Source organism: Vibrio profundi (genome assembly GCF_005281835.1).
In the GTDB taxonomy this organism is placed as follows: domain Bacteria; phylum Pseudomonadota; class Gammaproteobacteria; order Enterobacterales; family Vibrionaceae; genus Vibrio; species Vibrio profundi.
Map to the genome: position 1 here is coordinate 373,877 of NZ_RZIS01000002.1, position 25,309 is coordinate 399,185.

The 25,309-nt window shown below is 44.9% G+C and carries 27 protein-coding genes; 18 read left to right on the plus strand and 9 right to left on the minus strand.

The window, feature by feature from the left end; genetic code table 11:
* The first annotated feature begins 123 nt into the window (after positions 1-123).
* On the plus strand, positions 124-2,334 hold the full coding sequence (locus tag ELZ11_RS06625; RefSeq protein ID WP_137356594.1) for a heavy metal translocating P-type ATPase: 2,211 nt from the start codon (positions 124-126) through the stop codon (positions 2,332-2,334).
* Positions 2,327-2,719, plus strand: a complete 393-nt coding sequence (gene cueR, locus ELZ11_RS06630) for a Cu(I)-responsive transcriptional regulator (RefSeq protein ID WP_137356595.1) — start codon at positions 2,327-2,329, stop codon at positions 2,717-2,719. The genes ELZ11_RS06625 and cueR overlap by 8 nt, the downstream gene beginning before the upstream one ends.
* A 180-nt stretch (positions 2,720-2,899) precedes the next feature.
* Here cueR and ELZ11_RS06635 read toward each other — a convergent pair whose 3' ends face one another.
* The 4 genes from ELZ11_RS06635 to ELZ11_RS06650 form a co-directional block, all read right to left on the minus strand.
* Positions 2,900-3,130: a DUF2933 domain-containing protein gene (locus tag ELZ11_RS06635; RefSeq protein WP_137356596.1), complete on the minus strand. Its 231-nt coding sequence runs from the start codon at positions 3,128-3,130 to the stop codon at positions 2,900-2,902.
* 241 nt (positions 3,131-3,371) lie between these two features.
* Positions 3,372-4,925, minus strand: a complete 1,554-nt coding sequence (locus ELZ11_RS06640) for a methyl-accepting chemotaxis protein (RefSeq protein WP_137356597.1) — start codon at positions 4,923-4,925, stop codon at positions 3,372-3,374.
* 365 nt (positions 4,926-5,290) lie between these two features.
* The gene (locus tag ELZ11_RS06645) at positions 5,291-7,507 is read right to left on the minus strand and encodes a sensor histidine kinase (RefSeq protein WP_137356598.1); all 2,217 of its coding nucleotides are present in this window, start codon (positions 7,505-7,507) and stop codon (positions 5,291-5,293) included.
* A 21-nt stretch (positions 7,508-7,528) separates the two neighbouring features.
* Positions 7,529-9,742, minus strand: coding sequence for a putative bifunctional diguanylate cyclase/phosphodiesterase (locus ELZ11_RS06650; RefSeq protein ID WP_137356599.1), 2,214 nt, complete (start codon positions 9,740-9,742; stop codon positions 7,529-7,531).
* A gap of 296 nt (positions 9,743-10,038) precedes the next feature.
* Here ELZ11_RS06650 and ELZ11_RS06655 point away from each other — a divergent pair, with 296 nt between their 5' ends.
* Positions 10,039-10,455, plus strand: a complete 417-nt coding sequence (locus ELZ11_RS06655; protein WP_137356600.1) for a DUF2061 domain-containing protein — start codon at positions 10,039-10,041, stop codon at positions 10,453-10,455.
* A 114-nt stretch (positions 10,456-10,569) separates the two neighbouring features.
* Here the strand turns inward: ELZ11_RS06655 and ELZ11_RS06660 are convergent, their stop codons facing one another.
* Positions 10,570-11,436, minus strand: coding sequence for a LysR family transcriptional regulator (locus tag ELZ11_RS06660; protein ID WP_137356601.1), 867 nt, complete (start codon positions 11,434-11,436; stop codon positions 10,570-10,572).
* Between the two features lie 246 nt (positions 11,437-11,682).
* Here ELZ11_RS06660 and ELZ11_RS06665 point away from each other — a divergent pair, with 246 nt between their 5' ends.
* Positions 11,683-12,519, plus strand: a complete 837-nt coding sequence (locus ELZ11_RS06665; RefSeq protein ID WP_137356602.1) for a bifunctional allantoicase/(S)-ureidoglycine aminohydrolase — start codon at positions 11,683-11,685, stop codon at positions 12,517-12,519.
* A 182-nt stretch (positions 12,520-12,701) separates the two neighbouring features.
* Positions 12,702-13,160 carry a hypothetical protein gene (locus tag ELZ11_RS06670; RefSeq protein WP_137356603.1) on the plus strand — a complete coding sequence of 153 codons (459 nt, stop codon included), beginning with the start codon at positions 12,702-12,704 and terminating at the stop codon, positions 13,158-13,160.
* Between the two features lie 55 nt (positions 13,161-13,215).
* On the opposite strand, the gene ELZ11_RS06675 is transcribed toward ELZ11_RS06670, so the two are convergent.
* Positions 13,216-13,872 (minus strand): NAD(P)H-dependent oxidoreductase, encoded by a 657-nt coding sequence (locus tag ELZ11_RS06675; RefSeq protein WP_137356604.1) that lies wholly within the window; start codon positions 13,870-13,872, stop codon positions 13,216-13,218.
* Between the two features lie 23 nt (positions 13,873-13,895).
* A complete protein-coding gene (locus tag ELZ11_RS06680) occupies positions 13,896-14,186 on the minus strand; it encodes a putative quinol monooxygenase (protein ID WP_137356605.1) in 291 nt (96 codons plus the stop codon).
* A gap of 113 nt (positions 14,187-14,299) precedes the next feature.
* Between ELZ11_RS06680 and ELZ11_RS06685 the strand changes: the two genes are divergently transcribed.
* From ELZ11_RS06685 to catB, 3 genes are all read left to right on the plus strand, one after another.
* Positions 14,300-15,235 carry a LysR family transcriptional regulator gene (locus tag ELZ11_RS06685; protein ID WP_137356606.1) on the plus strand — a complete coding sequence of 312 codons (936 nt, stop codon included), beginning with the start codon at positions 14,300-14,302 and terminating at the stop codon, positions 15,233-15,235.
* Positions 15,236-15,325: 90 nt separating this feature from the next.
* Positions 15,326-16,030: a class I SAM-dependent methyltransferase gene (locus ELZ11_RS06690; RefSeq protein ID WP_137356607.1), complete on the plus strand. Its 705-nt coding sequence runs from the start codon at positions 15,326-15,328 to the stop codon at positions 16,028-16,030.
* A gap of 78 nt (positions 16,031-16,108) precedes the next feature.
* A complete protein-coding gene (catB, locus tag ELZ11_RS06695; RefSeq protein WP_137356608.1) occupies positions 16,109-16,738 on the plus strand; it encodes a type B chloramphenicol O-acetyltransferase in 630 nt (209 codons plus the stop codon).
* A gap of 120 nt (positions 16,739-16,858) precedes the next feature.
* Here the strand turns inward: catB and ELZ11_RS06700 are convergent, their stop codons facing one another.
* Entirely contained in the window at positions 16,859-17,485 is a 627-nt protein-coding gene (locus ELZ11_RS06700) for a LysE family translocator (RefSeq protein WP_137356609.1), read from the minus strand.
* 105 nt (positions 17,486-17,590) lie between these two features.
* Here ELZ11_RS06700 and ELZ11_RS06705 point away from each other — a divergent pair, with 105 nt between their 5' ends.
* The 7 genes from ELZ11_RS06705 (at position 17,591) to ELZ11_RS06735 (ending at position 22,429) form a co-directional block, all read left to right on the plus strand.
* The gene (locus ELZ11_RS06705; RefSeq protein ID WP_137356610.1) at positions 17,591-18,463 is read left to right on the plus strand and encodes a LysR family transcriptional regulator; all 873 of its coding nucleotides are present in this window, start codon (positions 17,591-17,593) and stop codon (positions 18,461-18,463) included.
* 94 nt (positions 18,464-18,557) lie between these two features.
* The gene (locus tag ELZ11_RS06710) at positions 18,558-19,346 is read left to right on the plus strand and encodes a lipase family protein (protein WP_137356611.1); all 789 of its coding nucleotides are present in this window, start codon (positions 18,558-18,560) and stop codon (positions 19,344-19,346) included.
* A gap of 362 nt (positions 19,347-19,708) precedes the next feature.
* Positions 19,709-20,467, plus strand: a complete 759-nt coding sequence (locus ELZ11_RS06715; protein ID WP_137356612.1) for a carbon-nitrogen hydrolase family protein — start codon at positions 19,709-19,711, stop codon at positions 20,465-20,467.
* 94 nt (positions 20,468-20,561) lie between these two features.
* Positions 20,562-20,912: a RidA family protein gene (locus ELZ11_RS06720; RefSeq protein WP_137356613.1), complete on the plus strand. Its 351-nt coding sequence runs from the start codon at positions 20,562-20,564 to the stop codon at positions 20,910-20,912.
* A 120-nt stretch (positions 20,913-21,032) separates the two neighbouring features.
* On the plus strand, positions 21,033-21,509 hold the full coding sequence (locus ELZ11_RS06725; RefSeq protein WP_137356614.1) for a GNAT family N-acetyltransferase: 477 nt from the start codon (positions 21,033-21,035) through the stop codon (positions 21,507-21,509).
* A gap of 183 nt (positions 21,510-21,692) precedes the next feature.
* Positions 21,693-22,097, plus strand: a complete 405-nt coding sequence (locus ELZ11_RS06730; protein ID WP_137356615.1) for a hypothetical protein — start codon at positions 21,693-21,695, stop codon at positions 22,095-22,097.
* A gap of 122 nt (positions 22,098-22,219) precedes the next feature.
* Positions 22,220-22,429, plus strand: coding sequence for a DUF6434 domain-containing protein (locus ELZ11_RS06735; RefSeq protein ID WP_137356616.1), 210 nt, complete (start codon positions 22,220-22,222; stop codon positions 22,427-22,429).
* A 95-nt stretch (positions 22,430-22,524) separates the two neighbouring features.
* Here the strand turns inward: ELZ11_RS06735 and ELZ11_RS06740 are convergent, their stop codons facing one another.
* The gene (locus ELZ11_RS06740; protein WP_137356617.1) at positions 22,525-23,019 is read right to left on the minus strand and encodes a peptidylprolyl isomerase; all 495 of its coding nucleotides are present in this window, start codon (positions 23,017-23,019) and stop codon (positions 22,525-22,527) included.
* Positions 23,020-23,157: 138 nt separating this feature from the next.
* Here ELZ11_RS06740 and ELZ11_RS06745 point away from each other — a divergent pair, with 138 nt between their 5' ends.
* The 3 genes from ELZ11_RS06745 to ELZ11_RS06755 all read left to right on the plus strand — a co-directional run bounded on the left by ELZ11_RS06745 (position 23,158) and on the right by ELZ11_RS06755 (position 25,214).
* Positions 23,158-24,174 (plus strand): S66 family peptidase, encoded by a 1,017-nt coding sequence (locus ELZ11_RS06745; protein WP_137356618.1) that lies wholly within the window; start codon positions 23,158-23,160, stop codon positions 24,172-24,174.
* Positions 24,175-24,228: 54 nt separating this feature from the next.
* On the plus strand, positions 24,229-24,699 hold the full coding sequence (locus ELZ11_RS06750; RefSeq protein WP_137357028.1) for a GrpB family protein: 471 nt from the start codon (positions 24,229-24,231) through the stop codon (positions 24,697-24,699).
* A 74-nt stretch (positions 24,700-24,773) separates the two neighbouring features.
* A complete protein-coding gene (locus tag ELZ11_RS06755) occupies positions 24,774-25,214 on the plus strand; it encodes a GNAT family N-acetyltransferase (RefSeq protein ID WP_137356619.1) in 441 nt (146 codons plus the stop codon).
* Positions 25,215-25,309: the final 95 nt, after the last annotated feature.

Sequence of the window (25,309 nt, forward strand, 5' to 3'; positions counted from 1 at the left end):
ATAGGCTTTTCATAACGAGTTTGGTGAGGATAAAACTTACAAAAAAGGCCGGGCTTGAGCTTGACCTTCCAGTGGTGGGAAGCCTTAGGTTGAGCCAAACGATTGAAACCTTAGGTGACTATTATGAGTAACCAGATCCAGTTAAACCTCACGATTAATGGAATGAATTGTGGCAGTTGCGCCAGTAAAATTGTCGCAATGCTAGAAGCCCAAACGGGCGTATCGTCCGCCAATATCAACTTTGCAACTAGCTCAGGAAAGGTGCAAATCAACCCTCTGTCGGTTTCTGAAACTCAAGTGAAAGAGTGGATTACCGAATTGGGCTATCAGGCTGAATCTACCCCCCCGAATCGTTCGACTTCTCGTGAAAAATCCCCAACAGAAAACAGTGAGAAGAATAAAGAACGTAAAGAAATGGCGCAGCTTGTCGTGGCAGCGGTACTTTGTCTCCCTTTGTTATTCGGCATGGTTGGCATGTTTACTGGTAATGCTTCATGGCATGTTTCACCAGGTTTGGAATGGTTACTGGCGACACCGATTCAGTTTATCTTGGGCTACCGTTTCTATCATGGCGCGTGGCAGCAGCTGAAACGCGGCAGTGCCAACATGGATACCTTAGTTTCAATAGGCACGAGCGCCGCGTACTTCTACAGCGTGTATATCGTATTGAGCATGGGCGAACACGCCAAAGGCCACCTGTACTTTGAAGCCAGCGCGCTGATCATTACCTTAGTGTCTTTAGGTAAATGGCTTGAACTGAGAGCAAAACGTAACGCGACATCGGCGATTTCTGAGCTTATGAACTTGAGGCCAGATACAGCACTGGTTTGGCGCGAAGAGCAATGGGTGTCACTCGATATAGAAGACGTATTCCTCGGTGATAAAGTGCAAATCAAAGCGGGTGAAAAAATCCCAGCGGATGGGCAAATAGTGCGCGGCCAGACCGAGGTCGATGAATCTCTGCTAACAGGGGAAAGTGAACCTGTGGTCAAGCAGGTTGAGGATTGGGTGACGGCTGGCAGCATTAATACCACTGGCGTGATTGAAGTGGAAGTCACGGCGCTAGCGGAAAACTCACGACTATCGAAAATTATAGAGTTGGTGGAAAACGCGCAAATGGGTAAAGCGCCGTTTCAGCAGTTAGTTGATAAAATAAGTTGCGTATTTGTGCCAGTCGTCCTCTTTATTGCCACGGTTACCTTTGTCACTTGGTATTGGGTTACTGGTGATTTTGAAGCAGCGTTGATCAGCTCTGTCACTGTGTTGGTTATTGCGTGCCCTTGTGCATTGGGTTTGGCGACTCCAGCCGCTTTGGTTGCGGGGACGGGGTCGGCGGCAAAGCGCGGGATATTGATTCGAGATATCGAAAGCCTGCAAAAAACACATAAGATTCAACATATTGCTTTTGATAAAACAGGAACTCTGACGCAAGGTAAACCTGAGTTGGTTGTCTTTGAAGCAATCGGTAGCGATTACGACTCGGCATTAGAAAAAGCCGCCAGCTTGCAAAGTGTTAGTGAACACCCTTTAGCTAAAGCGGTATTGAAAAAGGCGAGCGAACGTCAAATTGATCCGACTCAAGCGCAGGATGTTCAGGTATTCCCAGGTGAGGGGCTGATAGGCCTTTATCAAGGGCAGCAGGTTGCGCTTGGTAACGCGAATTTGCTAGCTCGGTTGGGCGTAGATGCAAATGAAATGGAAAGCCAAGTGGTATCGCATAAAGAAGCGGGCTACAGCTTGTCGTATTTGGTGGTTGATGAGGTGGTGCAGGCGATTTTAGCATTCACTGATCCATTAAAGCCTAACGCAAAGTTAGCGATAGAAGCGCTACAAAATGAAGGGATCAGCTGTTCCATTTTAAGTGGCGATCAGGAAGTGGCAGTGCAAAAAGTCGCAAAAACGCTCAACATAGACATGGCTTACGCGCAATTAACCCCACGGCAGAAACTCGATAAGCTGTCGGAGCTGAGAGAATTGTACCCTAATGGTGTGGCGATGATCGGTGATGGTATTAACGATGCACCGGCACTCGCGATTGCAGATGTGAGTATTGCCATGGGATCAGGCACCGATGTTGCAATGGAAACCGCTAATATTACATTGATGTCGAGCCAACCAGAGCGCATTATTGATGCGGTATCCGTGTCTAAAAAAACGTGGTCGAAAATAAAACAGAATCTATTCTGGGCATTTGCTTTCAATACGTTAGGCATCCCGCTTGCCGCGTTCGGTTACTTAAGTCCAGCGCTTGCTGGCGCGGCGATGGCGTTTTCTAGCATCGCAGTACTACTTAATTCATTAAGCCTTAAATATTGGAGAGGGCGTCATGTTTAATATTAGTCAGGTAGCCAAACAAACTGGCTTATCGAGCAAGACGATTCGCTATTACGAAAGTATCAAGCTAATTACGACACCGCCTCGGTCTGATAATGGGTATCGATTTTTCACTCAAATCATTGTCGATGAGCTGCACTTTATCGTGAAGGCCAAACAGTCAGGCTTTAATCTGGATGAAACTAGACAACTGTTGGATTTACAACGTAATGAAAGCCGTTCGAGTGGTGAAGTAAAAGCGTTGACGCTGCAAAAAATTTCGGAAATTGAATTCAAAATGGCGCAGCTCGACTCGATGCTGACGGCTCTGAAAGGGCTAGCCAATAAGTGCCAAGGTGGGGAATCGCCTGATTGCCCAATTGTGAAATCGTTATCACAAAACTAGCACGTTACTTTTAAGAGCGAGTTGCAGGGCTTTCTAGCTGATTTTGCCGCTTCAAATAAAAAGAGCATAAGGCGTTATCCTTATGCTCTTTTTTGTGTTTATCAGTAGGCTTGGACTGCCTTGATTGGTGATGATGTAATGCCTATTGAGGCGCTTTGGTAACTAAGTATTAGCGGCAGATTAGCTTAGCGGCTTTTCTTTCGCTTCTGCCGTTGCATCTTGCTCTGTTGGTGTTTGCTCTTTACAGCCCATCATTTTCATCATGACGATCATCATTACGCCACAGAGTACTAAATGGACGGCGACACTGCTCACCGCCGCTAAAGTGAAGTTACCTGCTAGCACAAAGAATAGGATTGGAACAGCAAGGCATAAGGCGCAGATAATTTTACAAAGCTTTTTATTGTTCATTTAGAAATACCAAATTGAGTGATAGGAGTGGTTAAGTGGGCGTAGCGTAAGGATTCCCCTAGCTGGAAGGTCAATGCTTTCTGGAGAATTAATTGAAGTGAATTCTGCGGGTACTGCGTTTCACGAGTTTTGTTCTGCGGATATGGCTTTATAGAAAAGTAAGAGGAGCGATATTTCGCTCCTCATTGTCTTAATGTGAGGTCGAGAAGTGACTAACAATGCCTGCCAGCTCGCTCAATCTCTAAACAGTAAACTGGGAAATCGCCGACTTTAGGTCGTTAGATTGCGATTTTACCTGTGAAGACGATTGCGCGTTATCTGATGCTCCATTTGCGTTCATTTCGGTTAAATCGCGAATCGCATTCACGTTCTGCGCGACTTCTGCACATACCATGTTTTGTTCTTCAATAGCAGAAGCGATTTGGGTACTGCTGTCTAGAATTTGCTGCATTTCACCCATAATCGATTGGATTTGGTGGTGTGCCGAGTTGGCGGTTTCGACACTGTGATTCCCTTTTTCACTACACTGAGCCATGGTTGAGACAACCGCTTGGGTTTGTGCTTGAACAGAGTTGATGATGTTGGATATTTCTTCCGTTGATTTTTGAGTACGACTTGCCAAAGTTCGAACTTCATCTGCGACCACCGCAAAACCTCTGCCTTGTTCTCCTGCCCTTGCGGCCTCGATGGCTGCATTCAGGGCAAGTAAATTGGTTTGTTCTGCAATATCTTGGATCACGCTGATCACAGAGTTAATGTCCTCTGACAAGGCTGAGAGTTTGGTTACTTCACTGCTGGCGCTGTTGAGATCAGAGGAAAGCGAGTCGACGGTGTCTCTGGTGTTACCAATTTCTTGTAACCCTTGCTGAGCGATACCAAAGCTCTTCTGAGTATTGGTGGCGGCGTATTCAGTGGTGGTGGAGACTTCTTTAATGGTTTCACCCATTTCGGTGATTGCGGTGGCTAGGCTATCGGTTTCGATACGTTGCTGAGATAAAGATTGCTCGGACTTAACACTGTTGGATTGCAACTGTTCTGATACATCACTAAGCCCATACACACTGCCTTGAACTTGGCTGACTAAGCCTTGAATACTGGATAGTAGTGTATTTAATTGATTCGCAATTTCCGCCAATTCATCATTATTTTCGGAGTTCGCTCTTAAGGTTAAATTGTGGTTGGTGGCGATGTCCGACATGGTGGTATTGAGCTGTGAGATGCTTTTTTGAATATTCGCTGTGATGTAGTAAGTCAGCGCTATTAATACTAAACCGACAAGGGTCAGTGAACTAAGTATGAAGGTATTGATGAGGTTTTGTGCGGCTTCGATCTCCTCATCCATTTTATCTTCGACTTTGTGGAAGATCTTAAATATATCGTTGAACAGGTAATCCATTTCCGCTTTGAGTTCTTTATCATGCGCGGGATCTTGTCCGTAGTTTCCTGCTAATTCATGAAAATCTTTTCTGTATATCGAAATTTCTTCCTTGAGCTTTGGTAACTCTTTTATGGCAATTTTGAGCGTTTTTAAGTCCATTTGTAGCAATTTAGAGAGGCTCTGAAAGTGCTGATACTCTTTAGTGAATTTGGTGACAAGGGCAGGGTCTGGCGAGCGGATGAACTCTAGCTCATAGCGGTTTAACTCTAGCAGAGAAATTTCTAAATCCTTGACTTCAATAAGCGTTTTTTCAAGCTTAATGAGTTTGAGGTTACTGATTTCAGTGATCGTAACAATGGCAACGAGAGCAATGAGGGATAAACCACCCAAGCCAAATAATTTATGTTTAATTTTCATAACAGCTTACCCGATATATCTCTATTGAGTTGGTAAAAAGCCTAATAGTTATAATGGCTGACTTTATATCGATACACTGACGTAATTTTAATTATATGTTATGCATGAGTTTGCGTTTGGCTTTTAAATAAGGTCTGACCTGTGCGTGTTAAATTAGTAAAGTCTTAATTATAAATATATTACTTAGCTGATTAGTGTTTCTTTGAATAAGGTGACATTTGCAGAGGCCTGCTATTCAAAATAGCAGGCCAAATAATTGTGTGGGTGATATCTCTGTGTCGTCAACGCTCTAAATCGATGTTAGATGTTCAAAATAGGCTGGTTAGCACTAGAGTGCTTGCTAACTATCAGCATGCTTACCTTTGCTAACTACTTACCTCAGCCGATTCTGGCGCTTTCAGGGGTAAGTTGAGAGTAAAACAGCAGCCTTCATTTTGCTCACTCTCGACCTTGATATCCCCTCCAAGGATGCCAGTAACTAAGTTGTAGACGATGTTTAGCCCCAAGCCAGAGCCACCTTGCCCCAAGCGAGTGGTGTAAAAAGGGTCGAACACTTTATTGATATTGTCTGCCGAAATCCCTTGGCCGTTATCGGAGACCGCTATTTGCGCGGTTTGGTCGTTAAGCAGAGAACATTCGATCACGACGACACGTTCAGTTTGTTCTGAGAAAGCATGAGTGAGCGCGTTGGAAAGCAAGTTCATCAGCACTTGTGTGAGCGGCCCAGGGTAACTGTCCATTGCGATGGATTGATCGTATTTATCTTCGAGTTGGATGCTATGTCGTGACAGGTTTGGTGACATCGTTAGCCTTAGCTCATGGAGGATTTCAGGTAAGTTAAACTCGCGACGCTGGTAACTTGATTGGTCGACGGCGACTTGCTTAAAGCTTGAGATAAGCTCAGCCGCGCGCTGTAAGCTTTTCTCAATACTTGCGGTAGATTCGGTGCTTTGCTCGATATATTCATCCAGCACGGAGCGTCTTAGCCCTTGATTGATCGACTCAACAAACGATTGATTAAAGTCTTTTAAGCTACTCGCGACGACTAAGGCATTGCCAATTGGGGTGTTAAGCTCGTGAGCGACACCTGCAACTAATGAGCCTAAGCCTGAGAGCTTTTCGGATCGAACCAACTCGTCTTGGGTGGCTTTCAATACTTCTAGGGCATCTTTAAGCTCTTGCGTGCGCTCTTCCACTCGCTGTTCTAATTCGTAGTTTTGTTTTTGAATGGTTTCTAGATAGTCGCGCCTATCTTGTTCAGTGGTGGCGGCCTTTTCGAACCAATAGAGCCATCTCGCTGGAATATTCGGTAGGGTTAAATCGGTTTTAGAAGGCAGTTCTTCAACAAACTGAGCAAGTCTTAACGCAGGCTGGCTGAAGTTCCAATGTTGGTAAAGCACGACGAAGAGTAGCAAGGCTGCAAATAGGGCACCCATAATCAGGTAGGGCAAAATCGCGCTTAAGATATAGCGATTGAGCTCGTCATCGGTGATCTCTAGTACCAGCTGCCACGGAGTGTCTTGCAGTTGGTAAGCGATCCAATAGCCGGCCGAAGTACGTTGTAATGTCCCGGTTTCTGCTTGATGTGCTTCACCCACTTTAACCAATGACAGTATTGCTTGTTGGGTAACCGATTCGGTTTTTCCTGCTAGGCCTCCCCAGCTATCCCCTACCACTAAACCTTGCGCATCAACTAATACTAAGTGGCCAATTTCAGGTGGACGCTTGGTTAGGATCTTGTCGAGAACGTTTAAAGTAATGTCGGTCCCAACACCGCCAATAAAGGTGTCGTCGTGATAAACCGGAGACACCAAGGACACCATCATGCCTTTACCGCCCGCGTCAATGTATGGAGTGGTCCATACTTTTTGTCTTTTTGGGTTATTGGCTGGGTTGAGTAATTGCAGTGGAAAGGTGCCGCCTGCTTCATAAATGACTTTGATTGCATCATCCATGTTATCGGTTTGGGTGGCCGCGAATAAATCTTTGTAGCTCAGCCAAGGGTAAAGTTGGGTGAGCACTTTGTTGGCATCGTAGTAATAGCTCCACTGGAAGTCGTCATGTTGTTTATGAGTGGCGACCACTTCTGGCAGCATGGTGAGAAGTGCGGCGACGTCGACGGTGTAATCACGAGCCTCAGATTCGACTAACAGCTGGCCGATTTTCTGTTTCACGTCTGGCGGGAAATTTTCCCACGGAGCTGTGTCTGGAGAACCTTGTGATTGCTGCTCAAGAAACTTGAGTGCTTGCTTCCCTGCCGCCAGTTGCGGGAATTGGTAAGCTGTTTCGATGGAATCCCGCATTTTGTTAACGTGATTTAATGAAACCGAAATGGTCTGGGTTAACGAAAGCATGGTTTCGAAACCTTGGTGGCTGGCTTCATTGATCACTTGTGACTGGATTTGCTTACTAAGGTAATAAGCGTTGCCCAAAGTGAGCAGCACAATGAGCAAGAGACCGCCGTAAATCATGTAACGATAGCGCCTAATCAATACAATTGAGCTCAGTTGAGAGCCTGACGGTTCGTTATGTTGAGGGGAATCTGTTTGATTATCTTGATTGGTATTGGTTGGTTCATTCATCGGACTACCCATCCGTTGTGGTTATTGAGGCCGCTTGGCCTTGATTAGCTCAATTAAGTCAGTCATTTCCATTGCTTTGGCAAACAACCAGCCTTGGCCTTCTTCGCAGCCAAACGCTTTGAGCTTTTCATATTGAACTGAAGTTTCGATACCTTCGGCGGTGATGTTTAAGCCGAGCGTTTGACCTAGGTTAACGATCATTTTGGCAATGCTGTCGTCTTGTTCCATTGCATCAACGAAGGAGCGATCAATTTTAAGTCGTGTGGCTGGCAGCTTGTGTAAAACACTCAGTGAAGAGAAACCAGTACCGAAGTCGTCGATAGCAATCTTGCAACCAAGCTGTCTGACGTTGTCCAATACCTTGCAAATATAAGATAAATTGTTGGCCGCCATGGTTTCGGTGATTTCTAACTCAATCCGTTCGGGCGCGACGTGGTGGCGAGTGAGAGCCCCTTCTAAACAAGCAACAAAAGCGCTGTCTTCCAACTGTGCTGGAGAGACATTAATCGCCATGGTGATTTCGGTTTCGCTGACTTGCTCTAGATCTTTTAGCTGCTGGCAGGCTCTATCAAGCACGAACTCACCAATGCTTACCATCATTCCCGATTGCTCGGCTAGTGGTATGAACTTATCTGGCGGGATTAACTGGCCTTGTTTGTTTCGCCAACGCAGTAACGCTTCAACCCCTGTTAGTGCCATTGAATCGAGCTTGTACTTAGGCTGATACATTAAAAACAGCGCCTGCTGATCTAACGATTCTCTTAATTGAGCGAGAAGCTGCATTCTGTCACGGGCACTTTGCCCCATGTCATCAGAAAACGTTACAGCAGCACCGCGATGGTGTGATTTCGCTTGTTTTAACGCGACTTGTGCATCTTTGAACAGTTCGGTTAGCCCTGAAGATTGCTTGTTGAGTTTTACCAAGCCAATGCTAGCCATGACTTTAAAAGGCTGTTCTTCAACCAAAAAGCTTTCTTCAAATACTTGGGTAATGCGCTGTGAAGTGACGTCGGCTTCAAGCCCAACAATAGCGAAAACGTCACTGCTGACTCTGGCGATAAAGCTGCCAGTAAAGGCTTTGGTCAGCCGTTCTGCAACTGCTTTTAATACGCAGTCGCCAAACTTATGGCCGAAGCTATCGTTGACCGCGGAGAAGTCATCCAAATCGACCAAAGCAAGAGTGGAGGTTTCGATGTTGTTTTCTGAGTTATACAGATAATTGAGCAAGCGATTGAGATTGGGTACTTTAAGCAATGGGTCGACGAACGCCTGTTCTTCGAGCTTGTTATACAGTAAGACGTTGTCGAAACCGACAGAAAGGTTCGCGCAGAAGACTTCCAGCAAATGGCGATCAGTGCTTTCTAGTGGGCGTTGAATGTCGACATAAGCGGCTAGCCCTCGGCCTTGGTCGGTCGAGAAATACAAGGTCAATCCATTTTCGAGTTGGCTGGTTCGCGCTTTGAGGCAACGTAAAATTGTCTGCCTGATTTCAGTCGATTCAAGATCCTCTAATGGTGCATGAACCAGCTTACTAAAGCGCCCCGCTGCGGCAATGATTTCTGCGGATTCGACATTTGGTTCTTCGCCTTCTTGTGCACAAATCAGTCCATCGGGCTCGATTTGAATAATGGCACTGATTTGTTTCACTGCGCCTTCTGCAAACATTCTCAGGCCATGTAAATTGGCCAGTTCCGTACTGGCTTTGACAACTTTTTCGAGCCCTTGGCGCATGATTTGTTGATTACGGATCTGCCGGTATGCACGAATCGCGCTCGTGAGAATTGTGAATAAACGAATGCGGGTTAGTTCTGGCTTAGTACGGTAGTCGTTGATGTCATAACGTTGAATGGTTTCCATTTCTGGGGCGTACCCCGGCTGACCGGTACGTAGAATGATCCTGAGCGCGTTTAACTTCAGCTCTTCACGAATGGCTTCAACTAGATCTAATCCAGCGCTGTCGGTTTCCATCACCACGTCGAGCAGAATCACGCCTATATCGCTTTCCGTTTGTAGCAGTTGTTTGGCTTCGGCGGCCGAATGCGCATGAATCAATTCAAGCGTTCTGTCTTCGACAATCAGATCCTTTAGGGCGAGCTTGGTTGCTTGGTGAACATCTTTGTCGTCATCAACAACTAATATTCGCCAAGTTCGTGTGGGAGGCTCGTTTTCTGGTGTGTCTGAAACGTCCTCGATAATAGACATGAAGTCGTCAGGTGAACTTTGACTGTCGCTCATCGATTCCCTTATCGCTTTGCCATCCATCTTTGCTCGGTATGTGAGCCAGGCTATGGGTTTATTTCTGAGTCACAATGAGTATAGAAGCTATCTTTGTTCTGTGTTGATGAACAAGGGGCTTCTATGGGCGGGTTTGTAAGGTAATGTAGTTGGAGCGCAAAACGGGGTAGAGGGTACGGTTCAAGATTATTTTAAAAGGTTTTAACGATTGAACTGATAGAAACAAGTGATTTTTCTTATTGATAATAATTCTCAATAATAGCTTCAACACTGAAAGAGCAGTAAGAGGCAAGATCATGATTAAGACAATAACATTCGCAATAATCCACTTTACCATCGCTACTATGGTGACCTATTTACTGGTAGGGGATTTGTTGTTAGGCAGCTTGATTGCCATGATTGAGCCTTCTGTGAATACTGTGGCTTTCTACTTCCATGAAAAAGTGTGGCAAACCGTGCCATTTTTAAAGCGCTACAAAGCGATGACTCGTATTAAAACGGCTAGCTTTGCTGTGGTTCACTTTAGTGTGGCATTCACGGTGACTTTCTTGCTAACGGGCGATGCGTTGATTGGTGGTGTGGTCGCGATGATTGAGCCTAGCATTAACTCAGTGGCTTACTACTTCCATGAAAAAGTATGGGCGAATAAATCCACTGCGAATCGCCAACAAACACGCGATATCACAACCGAAAATATGATGGTTTGCGCTTAACTTAGCACTCGCTTCTTAGTGAATACTGCCAATCAAAAAGCCTTAGCGGTGATCTTCGCTAAGGCTTTTTGGTATTTAGGCTGGCTGGGTTAATTAGTACGAATGAGCGGTTCATTAAACCGACTCAAAAATACCATCACACGCTTCCGTTAAGTATTCGGCCAGCAGTTTCGTTTGAGTCGATTGCTGCTGCCCAACGTGAAGTAGCAGTTCTAGCGGAGTAATGTCTGGCAACCCTGATTCTTCACCGAGTATTTGATGGGAATCGGTGACGAGGCGCTTTGGCAACAAGGAAATCCCTAACCCTGCTTCGACTGCGCAGCCCACGCCAGACAAGCTGGTGGTGATGTACGCCATCCGCCATTTCCGTTCGAGTAAGTCAAAAGTATGCGCCATTTCACTGCGATATAGCCCTGTGCTAGGCAACCCGACTAACGGAACCGTCGATTGATTCAAGTTGTCGCTGCCTTTGCCATCAATCCAACATAGAGGTTCTGACCAACTGGCTTCACCTTGAGCGGTGCCAAGGCGGTGTTTTACTAGAGCTAGATCGAGGTCTTGACTCTGAAACTGATTCCAAATATCACTGCATAGGCCGCTTTTTACTTCTAATCGCACTTCGGGAAAGGCTTTGGCAAAGCGGGTGAGGGTAGGCATGAGCTCGTGAGTGGCGAAGTCTTCTGGCACCCCTAGTCGGATTGGCCGTTGCTCTGCACTGATCGCAGTTTGGGCGATGGCGTCTTCCATCATCGCCAAAATGCGTCTTGCATACGTGACAATGCGCTCGCCTTCCAGTGTTGCGATGGTGTGGCGCTTTTTACGAGTGAGCAGTTCACAGCCGAGTTGCGCCTCTAGCTTTTTGATTTGCTGGCTAATTGTAGACTGGGTGAGATGGGTGCTCTCTGCGGCGCGTGTAAAGCTGCCTGAATCAACAACCGCCACCAAGCTGCGTAGCAAAATAGGGTCTAACGTATGCTGCATAGTGTGACCTGCCTAACTAGTGGGATATCCACTGATAATAATTAAATTATTTAAATTATCAATCGTAAAGGTTTAGGGCATACTAGACTGAGTTCTTAAATTAGTTGCTCCAACACTAATCGCTATTGAATAAGAATAACTGCAGTCGTGTGCTGCAGCCCCCAAAATGAGCATGTGTAGGTGATGTGGTGCAAACCGAGCCTGCACATTATGGATTAACCCGTCTTGTATGAAGGATCACAAGAAATGACGAATAAACACCAGTACTATTCACCGCAAGGTGGCCTTCCTCCACAAACACAATTATTGTCAGATCGCGCTGTATTAACAGAAGCTTACGCTATTATCCCTAAGCGTGTGATGACCGATATCGTGACCAGCTTTCTACCGTTCTGGGACAACATGCGTATGTGGGTTATTGCCCGTCCGCTAAGTGGTTTTTCAGAAACGTTTTCTCAGTACATCGTAGAAATTGACCCGCAAGGTGGCTCTAGCCGACCTGAGCTTGATCCGGGTGCGGAAGGGGTGATTTTCGTTGTGTCTGGTGAAATGGACATTACCATTGAAGGTGAACCGCACCACATGACGGAAGGTGGCTATGCATTTTTACCACCGGGTTGTAACTGGACGGTACACAACAATAACGACCAACCAGTTCGTTTCCACTGGGTGCGTAAAGCGTATCAATTTGTCGAAGGCTTAGAAGTTCCAGAAGCATTCGTTACTAACGAAAACGATTTAGACCCTATCTCAATGCCTGATACTGACGATGGTTGGGCAACGACTCGTTTTGTTGACTCTGCTGATATGCGTCATGACATGCACGTAAACATTGTGACATTCCAACCGGGTACTGTGATTCCATTCGATGAAACTCACGTAATGGAACATGGCTTGTACGTTCTACAAGGTAAAGCCGTTTACCACTTGAACCAAGATTGGGTTGAAGTTGAGGCTGGTGATTTCATGTGGCTACGCGCATTCTGCCCACAATCTTGTTACGCAGGTGGCCCAGGTCCGTTCCGTTACTTGCTATACAAAGATGTGAACCGTCACATGCCGTTCATTCGTCCAAAGAACTAATTCTCGCCAAACCGAGTGAGAGCTGTAGAAAGTCATTAATAATCCGATGCCATTAGGCATCGGATTTTGTTTTATGGGTCTCAAATAGTGAAACGCTATTTATGCGGCTGTTTTACGCGATGGTTTCTATGCTAGCGTGTTGATTCTGTTACCGATAAATGAGTCTTTTAAGGGAATCAAGCATGAAGAAATCAGGTTTACTAGTGGGCACATTTGGTTTTGTTGGTTTCTTGGTTATCGGTAGCCAAGAAGGCTGGTTTGGCACTGGTAATTCGGACTCTTTCCCTAAACTGCCAGAAGCACCTGATTTTGTGGTTTCTCGTGCATTCGATGGAGAGTGGCTCGGTAGGCGCATTAATACGACCAACAATAACTTGTGTGAGCGCACAACCATCACAGGGAAAGTCGTGGATGGTAAAGCAAGCCTGCGTCTGACTTATAACGGCACGCCATTGCGAGGTTGGATATCAGAAAGTGGGGATTTGCGTTTATACGCCAACCACCGTCAGTGGGACTATCGTTTTTCAGGCAATGTGGCAGGCAATAAAATCGCTGGGAAGTGGCACCTTACGAATGGCCCGTGTCGTGGCAATTGGTATCTTGAGCGTATCACCGACAACTCGATATCAAGTGGCGGATAACTGTTATTCAGAAGCCTAAGTGTGGAGTTACTCAGGCTTTTCCTAATCGCGTACCTTACAAGATTTGTAATACTTGCTCTGGCGCGAGGCGCGACTTGGGTAGTGAGGCGTTATAGTCTTCTTCTGGCAAATGGTAGCCAATCGCCAGCGCTACTTCACATTTGAAACCGCCCAGTTCATCTTTAAATATCTCACCAATCAGTTCCCCATCGACGCCTTCCATTGTGGTCGAATCGATCCCTAAACGTGCCAAAACATGAAGTGTGTTACCTAGTGCAAGGTAGGTCTGAGATTTGGTCCAAGCTTCGTTATTGCCGTGCCCATCGGTATTGAGTTCTGCAAACGCGTAACCTCCGAACGCTTGTTCACGGTTTTCAGGTAAGGTTCGTCCGTCTTCAATCCCTTTATCCACCACCTTGGCGTAGTCGTCACGGGTGTAGTTCGGGTTATGTGCGAACAGAATGACATGGGAAGCTGCCTTGACATGCGGTTGGTTAAATTGGTGCTTACGCGCGAACGTATCGTGCATACGCTGTTTGGCCGTTTCACTCTCAATCACAATGAACTTCCAAGGTTGAGAGTTGATTGAAGAAGCCGACAAGCGCATCGCTTCATAAATAACATTGAGCTCATCCTGAGGAACTCGTTTAGACGAATCGTATTTCTTGGCGGTGTAACGACTTTCTAAGTCTGAAATTATTGGGTGTGTCATGATGAACTCTCGTCAGTGATGCGTTAAGCGATATGGGTCATTTCATTCAAAGTAAAAGTTTCGACGCAGCCTTCCGTCGCGGCCATGTAATCGGCTAAGTGTTGGTTAGCCATATGGGCTTGCCAAAGTTCACGTGAAGTCCAGTTTTCGTAAAACATAAAGTGCGCAGGATTCTCGTTGTCTTGATGAAGGTCGTAGTTCACGCAGCCTTGTTCTTGGCGAGTAATATCGATGAGTTTGATGAGCTCAGACTTTACGAGTTCGATGTGGTCTGGTTTCGCGATGATATTGGCAACAATGGTTAACTGAGTCATGGTGATTCCTGTAATTCAAATAGGGTCTGTGTTGACGAGAAGAATCTTAAAACTTGTTAGGTATGCTTTAAACAGTATAATTTTAGAATCATTATCAAAAATAATTAGATAATATGCTTCTAGAAGATCTTAACGTCATACTTAAAGTGGCAGAGTTTCGTAGTATCACTGCGGCGGCAGCCAATTTGGATATGAGAACAGCCACTGCCAGCGCAGCGGTGAAACGCGTCGAAAACGCGCTGGGGATTGAGCTATTTATTCGTACTACTCGTCAGCTAAGATTGTCTCCAGCTGGTGAAAAATACCTTCCTGAATGCGAGAAGGCGCTAGCAGTATTAGAGCAAGCAAAACAGAGCGCTAAAGAAGATTTGCAGACCATAGATGGCGAACTAAGAGTTGCAGTATCGTCTGACTTGGGGCGAAACCTCATCATTCCTTGGATTGATGAGTTAATGGATGTTTACCCTAAACTCAGTTTACGTACTAACGTGAGCGATACTAATATCGATTTTTATCGCGACTCGGTAGACATGGCGCTACGCTACGGATCGCCACAGGATTCCAACTTATACGGCTTTAAAATCTGCAATGTTCCTCGTCTATTGTGCGCGTCGCCTGATTATCTCAAGCAGCATGGTGAACCAACGCACCCAGATGATCTGGTAGCGCATAATGGTTTGTTCTATCAAATTCACGAAGTGCTGCAGGATACATGGCAGTTTCACGATGAAACGCAAAAGTTTAAGGTCAGATTAAAGGGGAACCGAGCATCAAACGACGGCGATCTGGTTCGCCGTTGGTGCGTTGCGGGTAAAGGTGTTGCGGTTAAGTCGGGGTTGGATATCGCCGCTGATTTAATATCGGGTAAGGTTGTTCATTTGATGCCTGACTATCGGGTGTCTTCATCGGAACTGTGGCTGATTTGCCCAAGCAGGCAGTCGATCACCCCTGTTGTTCGATTGTTGCGGGATACGCTGCGCGCGAATACTCAACAAGTGCTGAGCCAGTTAGTGGAAAGGGGCATTATCGCGAAAAGTGAGCTTGACTAGCTTCTTGGTAATTTGACACTGAATTGACGGAATTTCTGACGGCAAACTGTGATACTAGCGAGCGAAAAAACAGCAAGATAAGGCTTAATAATGAAATCAGATATGTACTCCAAGCACGCAGAAAAATACGATGCGGCGATCCAAAACAATATTTTCAACGCTCACTTAGAGCGTCCATCTTTGCAAGCCTTATTAGCCCCATTATCTGGAAAAGATGTATTGGATTTAGGCTGTGGATCTGGCGTGTATGCTCAATACCTTGTCGAGCAAGGTGCAAATAAAGTCACTTGTTTAGATTTTTCTGAGTCAATGGTTGAACTAGTAAAAACAAAGCTTGGCGATAAAGTGACCGCTTACTCACAAGACTTAGCTATGGGTCTGCCGAATGAAGCGAACGACAGTGCTGATGTGATCATTTGCCCTTTGGTACTGCACTATATTGAAGACTTAAACGCAGTATTTAAAGAGGTGCATCGTGTATTGAAAGTGGGTGGTTATATGGCCTTTTCAATGCATCATCCGTTTGTTGATTTTGAATGCTCAATTTCTGGAAACTATTTCGAGCGAGAACTTGTGACTGAGGAATGGGACACGGTTGGTGAACCGGTTGAAGTGACGTTTTATCGTCGTTCGCTAACTGAAATCATGAACGCGATGACCGATAATGGTTTGGTTGTCACGCAGTTATCGGAAGGTAAAATCTCTGAGGAAGCAAAAGCTTTATCACAAGAGCATTACGAGCGATTGTCTAAGAACCCAAATTTTCTGTTTATTAAGTGCCAAAAACTGGCTTAAACACTCACCCTGTGTAGGCGCTGTTCTAAATAAATGCCCTTAATATCAAGGGTATTTACCTCTATAACGAGAAAGAAATTGAAGAATTACTTTGAGAGCCCATTTGTCGGCAAATCACTGCAAGAGCAAGTCACCAACCCAAATATAGTGGTGGGTAAACACAGCTACTATTCAGGTTACTATCATAACCACAGCTTTGATGACTGCGCGCGTTACCTAATCCCAGATAGGGATGATGTCGATAAATTGATCATTGGAAGTTATTGCTCCATTGGTTCCGGTGCCGTATTTATGATGGCGGGAAATCAAGGGCATAATCATCAATGGGTAAGCACTTTCCCATTTTTCTACCAGGATGATGAAACATTTAGCGAAGCGGAAGATGCCTTTGAACGCGCTGGTGACACAGTGATAGGCAATGACGTATGGATTGGCTCTGAAGCGATGATTCTCAGCGGCGTAAAAGTGGGTGATGGGGCAGTGATTGCCAGTCGCGCGGTCGTGACGAAAGATGTAGACCCATATTCTATCGTTGGCTCTAACCCGGCAAAGCACATTCGTTTTCGATTTTCCGAGCAAGAAAGAGCCATGCTGCTCGAAATGAAATGGTGGGAATGGAATGACGAGCAAGTTAAAGGTGCGATGAAACTGTTGTGCTCATCGAAAATTGCAGAACTTTACCAATACTGGCAAAGCTTACCTCGTTAGCCGTTAGCCGTTAGCCGTTAGCCGTTAGCCCTTCCTCATAAATGAAAAACCACGTGAGAGCATCATCTCGCGTGGTTTTTTTGTTTCTAATTGGCGGTTAAATTAGGTGGTAGCTCATCATTACGACTTGAGTGCTAACACGGCACCAAAGGCGAATAGCCCAGCGCCACACAACTGGTTCAACGCTTTTTTCATCGTCAGCAACCGAGCCTGCAAAGCCTTTGAGGTGAACAGCATAGCTACTAAAGCGAACCAGACTCCGTGCAGCACCACCATATATAAGCCATAAGTTAATGCGAGTGCGTTATCAGCAAAGTAGTTGCCGCTCGTCTCTGGTGAAATCACTTGGCTGAAAATACTCAGGAAGAACAACATAGTTTTGGGATTCAGTACATTACATAAGAACCCTTGGAAGAAATGTTGTCTTGAACTAACCGGTGCTTCTGCTTGTGCCGTTACTTGTTGACCGCCACTCGCTGAGAAAATGCCCTTAAGCCCCAAGTAAATCAGATAGGCAGACCCTGCATAACGGATGGCATTGAACAGTGTCTCATTCTGTGAGATTAAGTAACTTATTCCGAGCATTGAATAGCCGATGTGAACACAAATCGCTAAACTGACACCTATGGTTGTCCAAATCCCAGCTCGTCGCCCCTGATTAAGGCTATTCTTTAGTACAAGGACAAAATCTGCCCCAGGGCTTATAACTATCAATATTCCGAGGACGGCCAAGCTTAACAATTCCATATCTACTCCAAACGTTATGGTGGTGTGGTTTCGCTAGATTGTAGGGCGAGATGGCGAATTAAATAATCGAAATAATATCTATTAAAGTGTGAGGAAAATTCACAGTTGAGGCATTTGAAATCTTTCCATGTATTCCATGTAGCGGCTGAGTATTCTAGTTACAGCGACGCAGCAAAAAAACTGAATATCACTCATGGTGCAGTCAGCAAGCAGATCAAAACGCTTGAAGGGTATTTGAATCAAGTACTGTTTTATAAACAGGGGCGCAATGTACGCTTAACCGCAGAAGGTGAAATATTAAAAACCTACACCGCGCAGGCATTTGACGCCTTGGAAACTGGCGTGGGTAAACTCCAACAAGTAAGCAGCCAATGTTTGGAAGTATCGTGCGAGCCTACATTAACCATGCGCTGGCTTATGCCAAGATTATCGGATTTTCATGCTAAGTCGGGTGGGGACGTTAGATTGTCAACGGCTGGTGGCCCCGTCATGCTTGGCAGTAATGGCTTGTCGATGGCGATTCGACGAGATGATTTTGAAATGTCTCAAGATTATAAAAAAACTCATTTGGTTGAAGAGTGGGTTGGCCCTGTGTTTTCTCCAGAGTATTGGCAGAAAGTACAAAGCGATCACAGCCAAATAAAGCTGCTACACAGTGAAACTCGGCCACATGCTTGGCGTTTGTGGGCCGAGCGCGCGAATTTATCTCATTTTATGGAAAATACTCATCAAAGCTTTGCGCATTTTTATTTCTGCATTCAAGCGGCGGTCGATGGCTTAGGGGCGGCGATGGGCTCATATCCTTTGGTAATGGATGACATTCAAAGAGGGAACCTAGTCGCGCCGTTCGGTTTCGCCCCTTCTGGCCACGACTACGTGTTGTTAAGCCTGAACCAGCCTATCAACGATTTAGAACAACAGTTTTCGGATTGGCTTATCGAGCAAATAACGCGCTGCGTGCCAAGCGGGAGTGGTTAGCTGAAACGATGTTGAGGCGGTAGATGTGGCAATTGATTTATCTCTGTAACTTAACTGTACCATACTGAAGGTATGTGCTTTTAAAGGTTACGAAATGAAGAACTTAAAGCGATACCAATACGAGCGTTATGCCGTGCTATGCAATTTGGCCTATCGAAGAGTGCTAAAACAAACACGCTATGGTTTTGCTCCAAGTGGCCAGCGAATTGTCGCCAATCGATTTGGTAAGACCTTAATGCGAGTGCTGTGGAGTAATGACAGCGATGAAGTGATCGTGGTGATTAAAGGGTCGCATAACGTTTGGGATTGGTTGCTTAATTTATGGTTCTGGCAACGAAGTTGTCGCTATCTTGGCCTAAATTACTCAATACATGCGGGCTTTCATTATTTACTTCGCCAAGAAAGCTTACCGAAACATCGTGATGATCGATTAGGCGATAATGTGGTTGAGCGCTTGCTATCGATTATTGAACCACATATTCAAAGGGGCAAACGCATCACTTTTACCGGGCATTCTTCTGGCGGTTCTATAGGTTGTGTGTTGGCAGATTATGTTGAACGTAAATATCCTAAATCTATCAAAAGGGTAGTCACATTCGGCCAGCCTGCAGTGGGTGGTTGGGCGTTTAAAAAACGTTATGGATTAGCACACAAAACCTATCGAGTATGCTGCGATTTAGATATCGTCACCTTCCTGCCTATGGTGCCTGGTTACTATTGGCATGTCGGAAAACTGTTGTGGCTTTATAACGGTCGAATCTACGAAAACACGCCAACCATTATTCGTTTAAGCCGCTCAATTGGTTCGTGGGTTATCAGGCCTTTCTCTTACCATTTGATGAGTAAATATATTCGTAACAAAGACTTTTTCGACGAACGTTAGATCCAATACTGCCTACTAGTTTTTTTGAGATCGGCTTACTCAGCTCTCCATCGCTATGTCATACAAAAGTTTCTTTATTTTCTCGGCTGGCCACACGATAGCCCGGGTAAGTACTTGTTAATAAATAGAAGAATGACGAGTATTAATCCGATAGGATATTAGACAGTGCAGTTCTAACGAACATTTGGATTATAAGGACGTAAATATGGGTGATTTACCAGAAGAAAGGCACGAGCACTGTGACGAGAGATGATTCATAAGGTTTGGCTGTTTAACTAGAAATCAGTTAAGTCATTACCGCTCAAACGTTAGTTCAGATGGTATTGTCACTTACGAGTAGCACCATGTTTTAAGGAGAAAACGTGAAAACAGATTTAACGATTAGTTTGGCTCAAGTCTCCGTCGCAAGAGGCGACATTCCCACGAACTTAGAACACCACCTTCAAATGATTGAGCAATCTTCGCTTCACAATGCTGACGTTGTTGTTTTTCCAGAGCTATCACTGACGGGCTATGAACTTGATTTGGCGGCTAAGCTTGCCTTTTCTCCTAAGTCATCGAATTTCGAAGTCTTGTCTCAAGCCTCTGTTAAAAATGAAATCATCGTGATCGCAGGTGTTCCGTTACGTTCGGAGCATTCTTCAAAGCCAACCATTGGCGCGGTTATTTGCTTCCCTAACGGTACGGTTCAGTTTTACTCAAAACAATATCTGCATGCTGGTGAAGATACGTATTGTTCATTTGGCGAGATGGACTATGCCATTGATGTCAAAGGACATCGAATTGCATTGGCTATTTGTGCCGATTTTACCAAACCAGAGCATTCTCAAAGAGCTCGAGGCTTGGGTGCCGACATTTACGTTGCAAGCGCTCTAATTTCTGATAATGGGTTTGACGCGGATGCAAAGATTTTATCGAGAATCGCGTCAGAACATGGTTTTCCTGTGCTTTTAAGTAATCATATTTCAGCCACCGGAGGTTGGGAAACCTGCGGAAACAGTGCTGTCTGGGATAAGGATGGAGAGCGTGTTCCAAGTTCTATTTCTGATAGCCGCGGTTTGGTTTTGTGTCGCTTTTCTGGCAGTGATATTGAACTAAAAGCAATAAAGCAGTGCGCTTAATGTGAGAGTAATCCGATTAAATGTCGTTGCAGCGGCGTGATAAATTGGGTGTGAAAAGAACATTAGTGAGGCGTTGGGCTTCAAGGAAAAGAAAGTGATAGAAAGGAAACGAGGTGCCTATCAAGGCCGAAATAAGTCCTCAGCTTATAAAGATTTAGTATGGACAGTGGCAACATCGTTCGACACTTCATTAGACATAGTGGGTCAAACAAAACTCACGCTAGAAACAATCGAGAAGAATCTTGAAGAGTTGGGCTCAAGTAAAACTCAAACTGTAAGCGCACAAGTGTTTATCGCGAACATGCATGAAAAAGCTCTCATGGATAAAGTTTGGTGTGAATGGCTAGGTGACAACCCAGATGATTGGCCTCAACGTGCCTGTTTGGGTGTGGCGTTAGAAGGTGATGTTCTTATTGAAGTCACGGTTACTGCCGTTAGGTATTAGGCCTTCTATCGATACATTATTATTTTGGTTTACGGTGTACTCGTGAGGAGCGTTGTGCGCAGCTGCCTTCCTCACCACAGAGTGAACCTACAGCGAATGTTTGAGCAATGGAGAATATATATGATCGTAAGGAAAGCGGCCAAACAAGACTCTAGTCAGCTGTTACAGTTACTTAAGTTAAAAGCCGAATTTGACCGCAGCATGAAAGGGTTTGACGGCCAAATAACAACCACGAAAGAGAAAATCGAGCATACATTATTTGGTGACTACCCATTTGCTCATGCTTTGTTATTGGAGCTGGATTCGCAAACTCTAGGCTTTGCTCTTTTTCATTATCGCTACTCTTCTTTTAGCGGCGAGCCGTCTATTTGGCTCGATGACTTATTGATTATTGGAGAGCAACGCTCCAAGGGTTATGGCCGTGAGTTAATGCATGCAATGAGAGTGGAGGCTGAGAAGTCTGGTGTCTCTCATATTGCGTGGACGGCAAGTCCTTTGAATACAAAAGCTCATAAATTTTACAAAGGGTTAGGTGCGGAAATTGAACGAATGGATGGCCAGCGACCTTACTTCCGTTGGCCTGTATGCGGACAGTAACGCTTTTTGCGGTGAACGCTAACGTGGAAATGTCTTAATTTATAAAGGGTTGCATTACTTTAATACGCCGTGATTTCTCAAGCATGATTAATGTATTAATAAGGTTATTTAAGGTCAAAAGATTAGAGTCGCTCAGCCGTTACAAGTAACCTTTAACCTCTTTAGCTATACGACTGTTCGAAAATGAAAGCAGATAAAACCTATCAAAAAATGACATTCCACCATGTAGGTATTCCTACAAAAGACTACTTACCTGAGGAGACTCATAACGCTTCGTTGAAGATGCATGCCGCAGGGTATTTTGAAACACCTTACGCGATGGAATGGATGAACTTTGATGAAGACAGCTCACTTCCCGAAATAATTAAAATACAGCCTCATATTGGTTATGTCGTGGAAAACCTCAAGGATGCGATTAGGGGGAGAAACGTTGTTTTGGAACCAAGAAGCCCGGCGTCAGGAGTCACAGTGGCGTTCATATTGGAAGGTCGAGATCTGATTGAGTTCTTACAGTTTGATAAGCCCGAGCAAGAAGTCTGGCCGCATCCAAATAAATTTATGTTGGAAATCATAGGGAAAGAGGGATAGTCGCTTTGTTAGGTTATTCTATATCCAGCGTGTTTTTGTATGTGAGTTAGGTGTCGCCATCTAGGTGCTTGGTTGTAAAACCAAAGGCTCTACCTGCCTAATACGAAAGGAAGTTTCAATCCATGGAAAAGGTTGATTGGCATAAAAATCAGATTGATGACGATACGATCATCACGGATAGCTACAAAACTACCCAGAATGTTCGTCGGTACTTCAAAACTAAACTAGGTGAACAGTTCAAATTTGATCGTGATTTTATGAGTTGGATGAAGGGGGCAACCGGGCAAACAATGGGCGATGCTTTGCAAGAGTGGATTCGCCGCCAGTCTTAGGTAACTCTTAAAAATAAAACAGCAGTCCCGCTCAGCCGTTGGGGTTTAAGCAATCTGCGCTTTGCATCTTAGCAAAGCGCATTTTTGTGCCTAGATTAGTCAGTAATCGTCACTTTTTCGATGGTGATGGCATCCATCGGCACGTCGTCATGGCCAGCGACAGTGGTTGTCATTGCTTTGCCGATATTGTTCACAACTTCCATACCTGCCGTTACTTTACCAAATACCGCATAACCCCAACCGTTATTGGTGGTCGCTGTGTAATCCAGAAAGTCATTATCTTCAAGGTTGATGAAAAATTGAGAAGTCGCTGAATGTGGTGCATCAGTACGCGCCATCGCAATGGTACCGACGGTATTTTTCAGGCCACGATTTGCTTCATTCACGATAGGCGCGTGCGTTGGTTTTTCTTTCATCTTTTGAGTGAAGCCACCACCTTGAATCATGAATCCGTCGATAACGCGGTGAAAGATTGTATGCTCGTAAAACCCCTCTTGGCAGTACTTTAGAAAGTTCTTAGAGCTAACCGGTGCTTTCTCTAAATCCAGTTCAATGGTGATATCACCGTAATTGGTCGAAAAAATAATCATAGTGTTCAAAGCTATTTAGGTAGTAGAAATAATAGTGTGATTATACGTGATACTGAGCCACACAGTAGCTTTACCTGCATTATGAAATGATTAGAATACGCAGTTAACTGAATGATTTAATTAAAGGTAAGGACACCTATGACAGCTTTACTGCCTAAACCATTAAAATCTGGCGACAAAATTGGATTTTTCTCCCCTTCGTCAACTGCCACTGTGTTTGCACCAAAGCGTTTTTCACGAGCGAAAGACTTTTTGGAATCGAAAGGCTTTGTACTAAAGGCCGGAAGTTTGACCGGTTGCTCGGATTATTATCGCTCTGGTTCCATTAAGGATAGAGCCGAAGAATTGAATGAGCTGATTCGCGATCCAGAGGTTCGCTGCATCATTTCAACTATCGGTGGTAATAACAGTAATGCGCTCCTGCCTTATATCGATTATCAGGCGCTACGCAACGACCCAAAGATCATTATTGGCTATTCAGATGTGACAGCGCTATTGCTTGGCATTCATGCTCAAACTGGCATGACGACATTTTATGGCCCAGCTCTGGTGGCATCCTTTGGCGAGTTGTCACCACTTGTTGATCAAACATTCGAGTCGTTTGTTGAGGTTTGTATGGGCCAACCAGCCTTGCCTTACTCGTATTCGATGCCAAAGCAATGGACCGATGTGATGATTGATTGGGAATCTCAGGAGCATGCAAAGCCTGTGTATGACAATCAATGGGAGTTTTTGGGGGAAGGGGTCATTAAAGGGCGCGTGATGGGTGGAAACTTGAGTACCATGCGAGCGATTTGGGGTAGCCAATACATGCCCGAGATTAAGAAGGGCGACATCTTTCTTATAGAAGATTGTATGCACGGTATTGAAGTGTTAGAGCGTTCTTTTGCACATATGAAGGCTTGTGGCGTGTTCGATAAAGTCTCCGCTATCGTGCTAGGCAAACATGAACTGTTTGATGATAAAGGGACAGGCCGAACGCCTTTAGATGTTCTATTGGAGGTACTCGCCGGTCAAACACTCCCAATACTCAATGGTTTTGACAGTTGCCACACTCACCCTATGTTAGTTACGCCAATCGGTGTACAAGGTGAAATTGATTTCGACGCACAGACATTCAACCTATCGAGCCCTTGGCTTCAATCTGATGGTTAATTTATCTGTGTGTAAGGTATTGAATACCTTTGTGGGGAGTATTGAAACGTGAGTATGAAGTTCTATCCATCAAGTGATTATCAGAAAAAGTGTCAATCCCAGTTCGATGTTTACCGGCAGCAAGTGCTAAGCCAATTGCCAAACGCGAAGGTTGAGCATATTGGTGCGTCGTCCATTACTGGGGCGATATCAAAAGGGGATTTGGATATCTTTGTGGGGGTGCCCGCAGCAGAATTTGAATCGTCGGTTACGCGTCTACAGACATTAGAGTTCAAAGAAAAGCCTGACACGTTGCGCACAGAATCGCTGTGTATGTTAGAACATTTAAACCAAGATATAGCGCTACAGGTGGTTGCGCTTGGATCGGAATTCGAATGCTTTTTAGCATTTCGTAATGCATTAAACCAATCACCTAAGTTAGTCGCTCAATACAATGCTTTGAAAATGAGTTGTGAGGGGTTAACTCATGAAGCGTATCGTGAAAAGAAATCTGCTTTTATTGAGCAAGTGCTTTCCTTGGTGTAAAGCTTTGCTCAACCCCCTATGTATTTCTATCAAGCATGAGAGACCTTTAGCGAGTGAACACAATAAGGAACCACATGAAAATTCATACTCGTGATGCTCAAGAGAGTGATTACGAATTTCTATTTCATTTAAAGAAAGCCGCGGAGTACGACGCGATTAAAGCGGTATTTGGTTGGGATGAACCGACTCAATGGTGTATTCACCAGCAAGAGTGGCAGGAAGAGCGTCCCACTATTATCGAGTGCGATGATCAGCCTATCGGCAGCTTTCTATTGCAGCGATTCGATACTCATCTTTATTTTGGCCGTTTTTTCCTATTGCCTGACTTCCATGGGCAAGGTGTTGGCAGTGGTATTTTGCAAAACGTAATAGAGCAGTCAGAAACAGCGCAGCTGGACATTAAGCTTTGTTATTTAGTGGGTAACCGAGTGGGCTCGCTATATCAGCGCTATGGTTTTGAGGTGACTTCGCAAGACAGCCAGTTTATTCATATGCTCCGGCAGCCAAAGTCATAGTGTAGTGCTCTCATTCCTATATTTCTCTTCTAGGCAAATCGCTATGTTGCATCCTACTAGCTAAGCATTTTTCACTATACTTAAAGAGTAGTGAA